The following is an 11,428-nucleotide window of genomic DNA, read 5'->3' on the forward strand; positions in this document are numbered from 1 at the left end:
AATGAATCCGGGTTAAAAAGCAATTAACGATTTAATGATTTGTTCTTCGCTGCCTATCATATAGCCGCTGCTTTGCGTGGCGGCCTCCTGGGCGAACTTAAAATCGGTCGGAAATTCGGCATAGATACGGTATAAAGTTTCGCCTTTTTCTACCGGGCTACCCAATTTCTTGAATAAATCGACGCCGGCTTTTCTTATCTTCGGCGCACCGGCAAGGCGGGCTATTTTCGCCATTTGAAAGTTATCGATACTGGTGACTATTCCGGCACTATCGGCAATAACATCATGACAAAGACTGCCGGGATGCAAGTCGAACGTTTTTGCGCCTTGCGCCTGAATCAATGCATTCATTTTAGCGCCGGCCCGGCCCGATTCGAGTATGTCGCGGGCAATCGCATAGCCTTGTCCGCCGCGCACATCGGGGTCGAACTCAATAATCCTTCCGGCCAGCTGCAAGGATTTTTGGCGTAAATCGAATGGTGCTTCCGGATCGTTATGCAGCACCTGCATAATGTCCCGAACTTCCAGTATCGGGCCTATGCCCCGCCCTACCGGTTGTCGGCCGTCAGTGATCATCACTTCCAAATGAATGTTCAGCCGGTCGCCAACAAATTCAAACAGTTTCCGCAAGGCCAGCGCCTGGTTCATATGCCGCACCTTGGCGGTAGGGCCGACAGGAATATCGATAAGTAAATGCGTGGAACCGGCGGCCAGTTTTTTCGACAGAATCGATGCCACCATTTGCCCTTGCGAATCGATGCCCAGCGGGCGTTCGACGGAAATCAGCATATCATCAACCGGCGCAAGCTTGGCCGTGCCGCCCCAAGCCAGACAGCCGCGCTCCTTGCGCACAATGTCGTGCAGTTGGTCAGGGCTCAGGTTGACCTCGGCCAGCACTTCCATGGTATCGGCCGTACCTGCCGGCGAGGTAATCGCGCGGCTGGAGGTTTTCGGTATCAACATGCCGTGCGCGGCAACGATAGGCACGACCAGCATCGAAGTACGGTTGCCCGGAATACCGCCGATGCAATGCTTGTCGGCGACCAGCGCTTCATGCCAATCCATCGTGTCGCCGGACTTCAGCATCGCGCGGGTAAGAAAAAACAGCTCGTCACGGTCAAGATTGTTTTGCCCGGTCGCAACCAGAAAGGCAGCCATTTCCATTTTAGAGTATCGGGCCTCGACAATATCGTTGGTTATACTGTTAAAGTCATCCTGATTGAGACGCTCGCCGTTGATTTTGCGGCGCACCGCATCCATTGATTTTGGATTTTCCGCATGATTCACCGTGACCAGACTGCCTTGGGCGACATTGAGCTGCGCGAATGCCTGCTCGGATAGGCCGAGTTCTCCCGGCAGAACGATGGAAGTATCATCAACCACATTAAGGACCGCGAGAACCTTGGAGCCATTGGAGCTAACCAGAATTTTAGACAACGCCTGAAAGCCCTCGGCGCGGTAAATGCCGCACTCGCGATGCAGGTAAGCAACGTTTTCATGATAGGTATCGATAGCGATGCGGCGAATTTGTAAAGTGTCATTGCTCATGGGATAAAATATCTGGTGGATAAACTGAATCGATGATGCGGTTTGAGGTCGGGATTGTCAACCTGCCGGGCATCAGCATGAGGATGGAGTGCAGGCTTAGCCTGCAAATGATGCGGGCATTATTAACAAGCAAGCTAAGCTTGCCCTCCAGTTAAGTAATACGGGAGTCAAAAACATGTTTTTACATCAGGAATACCAATGAAAAAATGCACATGGGCGCTATCCAGCCCCAATGAAGAACAATATCACGATCTTGAATGGGGGGTGCCGGTGCATGACGACCGGCTGCTGTTTGAGTTCCTTATTCTTGAAGGCGCGCAGGCAGGCTTAAGCTGGTCAACCATTTTGAACAAACGCGACGGTTACAGAAATGCTTTCGATAATTTTGATGCTGAAACGATTGCAGGTTACGATGACGAAAAAATCAACGCCCTATTGGCAAATCCGGATATAGTGAGAAACAAACTGAAGGTCAATGCGGCGGTCATCAATGCCCAAGCCTTTTTAAATGTTCAGCAGGCTTTTGGCAGTTTTGACGATTATATCTGGCAATTCGTCGATCACAAACCGCTGCACAATGCCTGGAACAGTCATGCCGACGTTCCGGCTTCCACGCCTGCATCAGAGCTGATGAGCAAAGATCTTAAAAAGCGCGGCTTCAAGTTTGTCGGCAGCACCATTTGTTATGCTTATATGCAGGCGACCGGCATGGTCAACGATCACACCATCGATTGTTATCGACATGCTGAAATCAAAACCAAGTATTCATAAGGAGAAATACTATGCGTTATTTACATACCATGGTTCGGGTTCATGACCTGAATGAATCACTCGACTTTTATTGCAACAAACTGGGCTTGATCGAACATAACAGAATAGACAATGAAGAAGGACGCTATACGCTGGTCTATCTGTATGCGCCGGAAGATACCTATCAGGCTGACAAAATGCACGCGCCGTTGCTGGAACTAACTTATAACTGGGATACAGAGGATTACCAGGGCGGCCGCAACTTCGGCCATCTGGCTTTTGAAGTGGATAATATTTACGATACCTGCCAAAAATTAATGGATGCAGGGGTGGTCATTAATCGCCCGCCACGTGACGGGCATATGGCGTTTATACACTCGCCGGATAAGATTTCTATCGAGCTTTTGCAAAAAGATGCGCCGCTGATGCCTTCCGAGAAGTGGCTGGCTATGGAAAATACGGGGACTTGGTAAGCTCGATAATATTGGCTTGTTATGGATGGGTCATTGGCCCACAGTATACCGATGAATTTTAAATGGGATGAAAACAAAAGTGGCATATGTTTTGATCAACCTGGTTTTGATTCTGCCTATGTCGTTCAAGCATTCATTGATCCCAATCGCCTCATTAAAAAAGACAACCGCTGGGATTATGCCGAAGACCGTTATCAACTCTTAGGCTCAATTGCTCAGCGGATGTTCTGTATTGTCTACACGTTACGCGGCTCTACCATTCGAATTATTTCAGCACGCAAAGCCAATCAACGCGAGGTGAATCGCTATGAAAACAGTAAAAATGAGTATTGATCCTGAAAATCCGGCATCGCTGCCCGAAGGTAGAGTGGATTTCAACCGTTTAAACGTCACTACCGAACGGGATATTGCCGCACAGCAACACATGGATGAAGCCAATGCCATGCTAGATGCCGCTAAATTTGCTCGTCGAGTACGAGCACGACTGGGTTTGAGCCAGGTCGAGTTTTCTCAACGTATCGAGGTATCGCTTGAGACGATTCGTAATTGGGAACAAGGAAAGCGCTGTCCAACAGGTGCGGCGAAAGCATTGTTAAAAATTCTCGACAAAGCGCCTGAAGCGGCTTTGGCTGCTTTGGCTGCTTTGGAATGAAATTCCAAAATACGCAGTCATAATGAAACTTGAGAATGTTGGACGCAAACAGCATGTCCAACCTATAGGGCTAAAATGTATTTTGACAACACTTACGAAACTTTCTACCACTACCACATATACAAGGGTCATTATGATGCGTGTGATCCATTATGATTTTGGGGACTACCCTTTGTTTTTCATTCTCCAATATTGAAATCTGCTTTTCATCATCAGGTGTCAACGCTATAGACCCGTTAGTAACTGGGTATTTTATTTTAATGCTGTATATTTCATTCTCGATATTAACCACCCTTTTTACTTCCTTTGATGAAGATATAGCAATGTTCTTTGATGGCATACGCGACATTTCATTTGAATAATCAAAAACCATTTCATCATCCCGAACGAACAGTAGCTTTTTATCGTTGTATTTATTCGGTGTAATATCAATAAACTCATCATCATGCATAACTACGGCGTGTCCAATACAATCTAGCAGAACTTTATCCCACACTGTTATAGCCCAACCAAAAATGACCTCACCTCCATGCTCTTCAACATATCGTTTTGCGTTGAAAGCACATTTATTGAGTAAAGCCCATGACGGTGGAACCACATTTACAAACATTGGTTCATTCTCAGATAAGAGACGACACACACTCTTCAGGCTGGGAGTAATATCTTTTGGTGTGTGAACTAGCGTTAGTTGCATTTATATCTCTGATGCTTCAAGCCGCCTGCAAATCATTCAAAGGCAGATGCAACAATGACACGGATTGAATATCGGTCTTTTGGCTGGCGTGTTGCACGTCAATCCCAACCAGTGTGCCATTACTGTCAAAATCCAGCACTACGCCATCGGCAACTTCGTCGGAATCAACTGATGGCGTATTGGATAGATGAATATATAGCGAATCGGTTTCTTTATCGTAGCTTAGCTTCATGGTTTAAATCTCCGATCTGGAAAAGCATTATGCAGGGTAACGCCATCACTCAACGTTACCACCCGTAAATATTTGTTCAATTCAGGCACAAACACCCAATGGCGAATACGCCCATCCGGCTGAATATCCCGGCGAACCGGATTGAGCAGCGCCGCTTGACACCATTCGAGTTGAATATACGGACGCTTAAGCAAAATGTCATTACGAAAATAGTCTGTCGTTGGATGAATGTTCATATAGGGGCAAGATATACAAATTCTAAATAGCTAGATTTTTATTAAAGACTCCGCCTCACCCCTAAACAACTTAAATCGCCTTCTTAATCCGCTCCATAGCGTTTTGCAGATTCGCCATGCTGGTGGCTATCGAAATCCTGATATGCCCCGGTGTGCCGAATGCGGAACCCGGCACTAACGCAACGCCCGCTTCTTCAATCAAATATTCGGAAAACTCAAGATCGTCGTTGATGTTATCCAATCTGGCAATCAGCTTTTCGACGTTAGGGAACACGTAAAACGTGCCGTCGGTCTCAAGACATTCAACGCCGTCAATGCTGTTAAGTTCTGCTACAACATAATCGTGGCGCTTTTTAAATTCAACGCACATGTTGTCGATAAAGCTTTGGTCGCCAGTTAACGCGGCTTCGGCGGCATATTGTGAAATCGAGGTCGGATTCGATGTACTTTGCGACTGGATAGTCGTCATCGCCTCAATCAAATTCGCAGGACCTGCCGCATAACCGATACGCCAGCCGGTCATCGAATAGGCTTTGGATACGCCGTTCATAACCACGGTACGGTCATAAAACTCTGGATGCGCATTTAAGATATTAACAAACGTGCCTTTCTTCCACAGGATGTGCTCGTACATATCATCGGTTGCGATGATGATGTTCGGGTAATCCTTAAGCACGTCGCCCAAGGCTTTAAGTTCTTCCAAATTATACGCAACGCCGGACGGATTAGACGGACTGTTGATAAAGATCAAGCGGGTTTTATCAGTAATCGCGGCGCGCAATTGTTCCGGCGTTATTTTAAAATTTTGCGCCTGCGTGGTTTCGATAATAACCGGCACGCCGTCAGCCAATAGCACCATGTCAGGATAGGAAACCCAAAATGGCGCAGGAATGATGACTTCATCGCCTGCGTTAAGCAGGGCCTGAGTCAGGTTGAACGAGCTTTGTTTGCCGCCGCAGGAAACCAATATCTGGTTGAGCTGGTAATCAAGACCGTTATCGTTCTTGTACTTGGCGATAATGGCTTTTTTCAGGCTGACGATGCCATCAACCGCGGTGTATTTGGTGAAACCACTATCAAGAGCCTTAACCGCCGCAGCCTTGATATGATCCGGGGTATCGAAATCCGGCTCACCGGCGCCAAGGCCGATAATGTCTTTGCCCGCAGCACGCATTTGCGCAGCTCTGGCGGTAATCGCCAAAGTCGGTGATGGTTTAACTGCCTGGACTCTGTTAGAAAGTTTGATGCTCATGTTTCCCCGTGTAAAATCAATGTCAAAGGTGAAGCGAATTATACCCTATGTATAATGCCTTACTATCAACAAGGTGTTAAAAATGCATGTTTATTGAGAAGTCCAAGTGAAAAAGAAGTTTAAACTCCATAGCCGGTTTCAGCCTGCCGGTGACCAGCCTACCGCGATACAAGCGTTGGTCGAGGGCTTGAGTGATGGCGAAGTGCATCAGACTTTGCTGGGCGTGACTGGTTCCGGCAAAACTTTCACCATCGCCAATGTGATCAATCAGGTGCAGCGTCCGGCCATGATCATGGCGCCCAACAAAACCTTGGCCGCGCAGTTATATGGCGAAATGAAAGAGTTTTTCCCGGAAAACAGTGTCGAGTATTTTGTCTCGTATTACGATTATTACCAGCCGGAAGCGTATGTTCCGGCATCCGATACCTTTATCGATAAGGATGCGGCGATCAACGAGCATATCGAGCAAATGCGTTTATCGGCGACCAAAGCGTTAATCGAACGGGAAGATACGATAGTCGTCGCCACGGTCTCGGCGATTTACGGTTTGGGCGAGCCGGAATCATACTTCAAGATGGTGCTGCATCTGGTCAAAGGCGACATGATTAACCAGCGCGACATCCTTCGGCGGCTGGCGGAAATGCAATATAGCCGCAACGACATCGACCTGCGCCGTGCGACCTACCGGGTGCGCGGCGAGGTCATCGACGTGTTCCCGGCCGAGTCGGACAGCGAGGCGTTACGGATAGAGCTGTTCGATGACGAGGTGGAACGTTTGTCATTGTTCGATCCGCTGACCGGCGAAATCATACGGCGGCTGGCGCGTTATACGATTTACCCGAAAAGCCACTACGTCACGCCGCGAGAGCAGTTGTTGGAAGCGGTTGAAGCCATCAAGGTGGAACTCAAGATGCGCCTGGAACAATTGCGTTCATTGGACAAACTGGTCGAAGCGCAACGACTGGAGCAACGGACGTTGTTCGATATTGAGATGATACTGGAAGTCGGCTATTGCTCCGGCATCGAAAACTATTCCCGCTATCTGTCCGGCAGAAGTGCAGGCGAATCGCCGCCGACGATGTTCGATTACTTGCGCGACAATGCGCTGGTAATTATCGATGAAAGTCACGTCGCCGTGCCGCAGATCGGCGCGATGTACAAGGGCGACCGGTCGCGCAAGGAAACGCTGGTCGAATACGGCTTCAGGCTGCCTTCCGCGTTGGATAACCGCCCGTTGATGTTTAATGAGTTTGAGTTGAAAGCGCCGCAACGGATTTATGTTTCGGCAACACCGGGGCCCTACGAACGGGAGCATTCCGGCGTATTTGCCGAGCAGGTGGTCAGGCCGACCGGTTTGCTAGATCCGATCGTGGAAGTGCGGCCGGCAACCACCCAGGTCGACGATTTGCTGTCGGAAATCAACCTGCGCGTTGCGGTAAAAGAACGAGTGCTGGTGACTACCTTAACCAAGAGGATGTCGGAAGACTTGACCGAATATCTGATGGAACACGGCGTACGGGTGCGTTATCTGCATTCCGACATCGATACCGTGGAGCGAGTCGAGATCATCCGCGACTTGCGGCTGGGGCAGTTCGATGTGCTGGTCGGTATCAACCTGTTGCGCGAAGGGCTGGATATACCGGAAGTGTCGTTGGTTGCGATACTGGACGCCGACAAGGAAGGCTTCCTGCGTTCGGTCGTGTCGCTGGTGCAAACCATCGGCCGGGCTGCGAGAAACGTCAACGGCAAAGCGATTTTGTACGGCGATAAAATCACCAAATCGATGCAGCAGGCGATAGACGAAACCGATCGTCGCCGCGAAAAGCAGCACAAGTTTAATATCGAGCACCACATAGAACCGAAGACCATTTTTAAGTCGGTCATCGATATTATGCAAGTCTCAATACCCGGCGCAGGCATGACCAGCGCCAATAAGCTGCTAGACAAAGTGGCGGAATTTCCGGCCGACTACAAGGCGACCATGACGCCCAAGCAGGCGGGCAAGAAACTGAAGCAACTGGAAGAAACCATGTATCGGCATGCGAAAAATCTTGAATTCGAGCAGGCGGCAAAGATCAGGGATGAGATTAAGGTGTTGCAGGGGTTGATGTTGGGATAGGTTGGGTTAACATAACCATTGTTTTAGTTAGATTAATCAAAACAGTCACGTATAACTAACGAAGATGAGCGAAAATCATGCGTTTAGACGAAATAATACAACAACATACCGAGAAATTATCGCCACAACTACAGGCGGAAGTTTATGACTTTGTCCTATTTTTAGAGCAAAAACAGGCCAGTGCCCAGTTAACAACCGATCCGCAACAACGTAAAGACCGACTAAGAAAAGCCTTGGATAATGCCGTGGCGCTGGGTGTCTTTGCTGGTGTTGATGGCGTACAGTGGCAAGACGAGCAGCGCCAAGATCGTAATATCAGCTATACCGAATGACACTACTGATAGACAGCAATGTGATTATTTACGCAGTACAAGCCGAGTTCTGCGATTTACGGCGATGGATTATTGACAATGACCCTCAGTATTCGATTATTAGCCGTGTTGAAGTATTGGGATATGCAGGATTACAGTCTTTTGAGAGGCAAGCTATTACCGACTTACTGGATAATTTAGAAATCGTTTATCTCAGCCCAAATTGTTATGAACTTGCCATTGCCTTAAAACAGCAGCGAAAAATGTCGCTAGGTGATGCCCTGATTGCAGCAACTTGTCTTGAGCATCATAAAATTATAGCAACACGCAATGTCTCTGATTTCAATTGGATTGACAATCTTGAGGTCATCAATCCGCTGTTAATAGCCCAGTAGCTGGACCGCCAGAAATTCCCAGTCGGCTTAAGGTGGGCAAGAAACCATGTATCGGCATGCGAAAAATCTTGAATTCGAGCAGGCGGCAAAGATCAGAGATGAGATTAAGGTGTTGCAGGAGTTGATGTTGGTGTAGCGGGCAATGCACCGATAATCAGCCTTATCATGCCGTGAGGCCGCATACGCTATGCTATTGAAGCCCTATAGATTGCATTTTACCGGTTTTTTATTTGAGGCAATTCGCAATGCGGTAAACTATGGTAATTTAATTCGTCTCATCTCTTCGGTAATTTCGGAACATTTATGACTACTTGGTTAGAAACCTGTCAAAAACAATTGGCCAGACTCGAAAAAACATCGGTATTAGCAGATAAACTGATTACTTTGAGCAATAAGACCGGCGTGGATATTCCCCCTGATCTGCTAAGACGACTCAATATTGAGCGGCCGCGATTAAACAGGCAATTGGAGCGCCTGCATACCAATCGTTTCGAGGTCGCCGTGATTGGCTTAGAAAAGGCAGGTAAAAGCGCATTACTGAATGCCTGGTTAGGCCAGGAAATTTTGCCGTCTGCGCGTGAGCGCTGTACCTTCACCAGTACAGAAATATGGTCCGCCCAAACCGAAGAAGATCAACTGCTGTTTATACAATATTACAGCAAAGAAGAAATCAGCAAACTTCAAATGCAGCGGCGCGATGCGCTGTTAGGCATTTTAAGCGAACGCGAGCGCAAAGAAATACAAGAAGATTTTGATGATACGGAAAAACATCTTAGCGAGATTTCGGTATTTTCAAAACAGAAAAACGGCTTTAGCCAACACTTTATCGATATTGGCGAAATCAGCGAGCAATTGCAGTCGGCAGTGTTTAAAAACCGGGCCCAATCCCTTGCTATTAAGCGCATTCAATTGAAAACCGTGCGTTTGCGCAGTGACCGGGACATTATTTTCCATGATGTGCCGGGCTTTAACTCAGGCATTTTAATGCATGCCGAGCAAGCGACCGAGCGCCTAAAAAACTGCGATGCCATTATTTACGCCAAGGAAATGAAGCAACCGTCCATCACCGGCCCTGAGAAAGAAATGCTGGTCATTGCCGATTCCGAAGACCCCAGTGTAAAAGTGTCTGACAAGGTGTTTGTGGTGCTGACCCAAGCCGACGCCATGGATGACCAGATCGATTTTAAGGAGACTTATACCAAACACCGCAGCTATTGGCCATCAGTGCCTGAGCGCCGGTTGATCCCGGTTTGCGCACGCGCCCATTTGGTCGAGTTCGGTATCCCTTCCGAAGATACCCTAAGACGCACTAAAAACGCTGACGATAAAGCTAAAATGAAAAAGCTTGGCATTAACGACGGCATGGTTGCTTTAAAAGAATCAATCAATTACTACATCGACCACGAGCGCTCGGGCGTTTTGGAAAGGCGTTGCGATGCGTTGGTCAGCGGTATTAGACAAATTGCCAACGAAGTGTTGTTTAAGCTTGAACCGATTTACGGTGTATTTGATGAAACCGAAATTCAAGAAGACGATTTGCTCGGCAAAGATTTTAATCAGTGGTGGGGACGCGAATGGCAACGCATCAAAAAAGACTTCGACACCTGGTATGCCGAGATCATTCAGGGCCGCAAAGAAGCCGATGCTTTGGGTTCGGAACATTTTGAACTGGCCGCTCTGCATGTCGCTTACGATGAAAAAATCGAATTTTTGCTCACCAATCTGACGACAGCCCAGCCGGATGAATTAAAACGTATTTACACGGCAGGCGGTACGATCTCCATGCCTGACCCGCGCGAGGGCAATTACAAAATTCGCGAGGAATTATTTCGGGAAATCCAGAAAAAATTTGAGACGGAGCTGACCGATCAGTTGGCGCAAGCGCTACAGGCGCTTATCGACCAAATTGCGTTTAAAACTCAAAGCCTGCTGTGGGAAACCGAAGAAGTACGCAAAACCCTGCTGCATTCCGATGTTGAGGAAAACCTTGAGCAAGCGCGTATCCGTCATGGTTTTCAAGTGCTGTTTTTACGCTTTAGCCGCGTTGCCGTTGAAGCATTTATCGCCAAACCCTTGCACGCAAGGGAGCGTTTGTTAAATGAGCGGGCTGCCGAAATCAAAACCCTGGAAGCATTTTATCAGGGCGACGATAAAGCTAAACACGAAGGCGGGCTGACGCATTATTTACGTTACGGATTGTGGACAAAATTAACCCAAAGCGGCGGAGCCGGCAGCCGCACCAAAGTAGCGGAAAAGCCGCCTGCCAAAAATCAAGTAATACACGATATTGTTAATGCGGTTGCTGCTGAAGCCATGCCTCCAGCCAAAAAAGCTGTTGAAGAACCGGGGAATATGTCAGTCAATGAGCCGGACAATTTTGAAGCGGTTGTTGCTGAAATTAATGGCGATTTGGCTGCTTTGCTGGATTACCTGAAAAACAGCGTATTTTATGCGGCCGGCTTTATTACCTATTGTAATCAGGAACTGGAGCGCATTCGTAATCGCTTTAAAGAAATGGAAGATAATGACCGGCAATGGATAGGTATTATCCGCACCGCCGTAAAGTATGAAAAAAACCCTAATATCCCTTACAACATTGCCCACACGAGGCGGGATTTCCGTATGCGCCGGGAAATTGCTGTAGAGCTTAAGGAAGTTAGGGAATCCTGTACCAATGTGTTTTGAAGCGCGGATTCAACTCCGAAGCGCAATCCTAGTAGTCAGTCATGATGAAGTACAAGGATAAAGCCGAGCCAGCTTCCGTCG

The 11,428-nt window shown here is 47.9% G+C and carries 13 protein-coding genes and 1 pseudogene; 9 read left to right on the top strand and 5 right to left on the bottom strand.

Going from position 1 to position 11,428, the window contains the following annotated elements:
• Positions 1-12 precede the first annotated feature (12 nt).
• Complete coding sequence (locus V7051_RS10195; RefSeq protein WP_333874852.1) at positions 13-1,548, bottom strand: thymidine phosphorylase family protein; 1,536 nt, start codon at positions 1,546-1,548, stop codon at positions 13-15.
• A 198-nt stretch (positions 1,549-1,746) separates the two neighbouring features.
• On the opposite strand from V7051_RS10195, the gene V7051_RS10200 reads away from it, so the two are divergent.
• The 4 genes from V7051_RS10200 to V7051_RS10215 are packed head-to-tail and all read left to right on the top strand — an operon-like array spanning position 1,747 to position 3,423.
• Complete coding sequence (locus V7051_RS10200) at positions 1,747-2,319, top strand: DNA-3-methyladenine glycosylase I (RefSeq protein WP_333874853.1); 573 nt, start codon at positions 1,747-1,749, stop codon at positions 2,317-2,319.
• Positions 2,320-2,330: 11 nt separating this feature from the next.
• Positions 2,331-2,771 carry a VOC family protein gene (locus V7051_RS10205; protein ID WP_333874854.1) on the top strand — a complete coding sequence of 147 codons (441 nt, stop codon included), beginning with the start codon at positions 2,331-2,333 and terminating at the stop codon, positions 2,769-2,771.
• Between the two features lie 33 nt (positions 2,772-2,804).
• On the top strand, positions 2,805-3,104 hold the full coding sequence (locus V7051_RS10210) for a BrnT family toxin (protein ID WP_334181140.1): 300 nt from the start codon (positions 2,805-2,807) through the stop codon (positions 3,102-3,104).
• Positions 3,079-3,423: a helix-turn-helix domain-containing protein gene (locus tag V7051_RS10215; RefSeq protein WP_333874856.1), complete on the top strand. Its 345-nt coding sequence runs from the start codon at positions 3,079-3,081 to the stop codon at positions 3,421-3,423. Before V7051_RS10210 ends, V7051_RS10215 begins: the two co-directional genes overlap by 26 nt.
• A gap of 70 nt (positions 3,424-3,493) precedes the next feature.
• On the opposite strand, the gene V7051_RS10220 is transcribed toward V7051_RS10215, so the two are convergent.
• The 4 genes from V7051_RS10220 to V7051_RS10235 all read right to left on the bottom strand — a co-directional run bounded on the left by V7051_RS10220 (position 3,494) and on the right by V7051_RS10235 (position 5,837).
• On the bottom strand, positions 3,494-4,117 hold the full coding sequence (locus V7051_RS10220; RefSeq protein ID WP_333874857.1) for a YecA family protein: 624 nt from the start codon (positions 4,115-4,117) through the stop codon (positions 3,494-3,496).
• A 16-nt stretch (positions 4,118-4,133) separates the two neighbouring features.
• Positions 4,134-4,349 carry a DUF2283 domain-containing protein gene (locus V7051_RS10225; RefSeq protein WP_333874858.1) on the bottom strand — a complete coding sequence of 72 codons (216 nt, stop codon included), beginning with the start codon at positions 4,347-4,349 and terminating at the stop codon, positions 4,134-4,136.
• Entirely contained in the window at positions 4,346-4,585 is a 240-nt protein-coding gene (locus V7051_RS10230; RefSeq protein WP_333874859.1) for a hypothetical protein, read from the bottom strand. The genes V7051_RS10225 and V7051_RS10230 overlap by 4 nt, the downstream gene beginning before the upstream one ends.
• Before the next feature lie 70 nt (positions 4,586-4,655).
• Complete coding sequence (locus tag V7051_RS10235) at positions 4,656-5,837, bottom strand: pyridoxal phosphate-dependent aminotransferase (RefSeq protein WP_333874860.1); 1,182 nt, start codon at positions 5,835-5,837, stop codon at positions 4,656-4,658.
• 106 nt (positions 5,838-5,943) lie between these two features.
• On the opposite strand from V7051_RS10235, the gene uvrB reads away from it, so the two are divergent.
• The 5 genes and pseudogenes from uvrB to V7051_RS10255 all read left to right on the top strand — a co-directional run bounded on the left by uvrB (position 5,944) and on the right by V7051_RS10255 (position 11,347).
• The gene (gene uvrB, locus V7051_RS10240; protein WP_333874861.1) at positions 5,944-7,956 is read left to right on the top strand and encodes an excinuclease ABC subunit UvrB; all 2,013 of its coding nucleotides are present in this window, start codon (positions 5,944-5,946) and stop codon (positions 7,954-7,956) included.
• A gap of 77 nt (positions 7,957-8,033) precedes the next feature.
• A complete protein-coding gene (locus V7051_RS10245; protein ID WP_333874862.1) occupies positions 8,034-8,288 on the top strand; it encodes a DUF2281 domain-containing protein in 255 nt (84 codons plus the stop codon).
• Positions 8,285-8,662, top strand: coding sequence for a type II toxin-antitoxin system VapC family toxin (locus V7051_RS10250; protein ID WP_333874863.1), 378 nt, complete (start codon positions 8,285-8,287; stop codon positions 8,660-8,662). The genes V7051_RS10245 and V7051_RS10250 overlap by 4 nt, the downstream gene beginning before the upstream one ends.
• A 37-nt stretch (positions 8,663-8,699) precedes the next feature.
• Positions 8,700-8,798 (top strand): annotated as a pseudogene (locus V7051_RS24665) (UvrB/UvrC motif-containing protein); the annotation flags it as partial.
• Between the two features lie 167 nt (positions 8,799-8,965).
• Complete coding sequence (locus V7051_RS10255; protein WP_333874864.1) at positions 8,966-11,347, top strand: dynamin family protein; 2,382 nt, start codon at positions 8,966-8,968, stop codon at positions 11,345-11,347.
• Positions 11,348-11,428: the final 81 nt, after the last annotated feature.

The sequence above is a fragment of the Methylobacter sp. genome (assembly GCF_036845245.1).
Taxonomy (GTDB): domain Bacteria; phylum Pseudomonadota; class Gammaproteobacteria; order Methylococcales; family Methylomonadaceae; genus Methylobacter_A.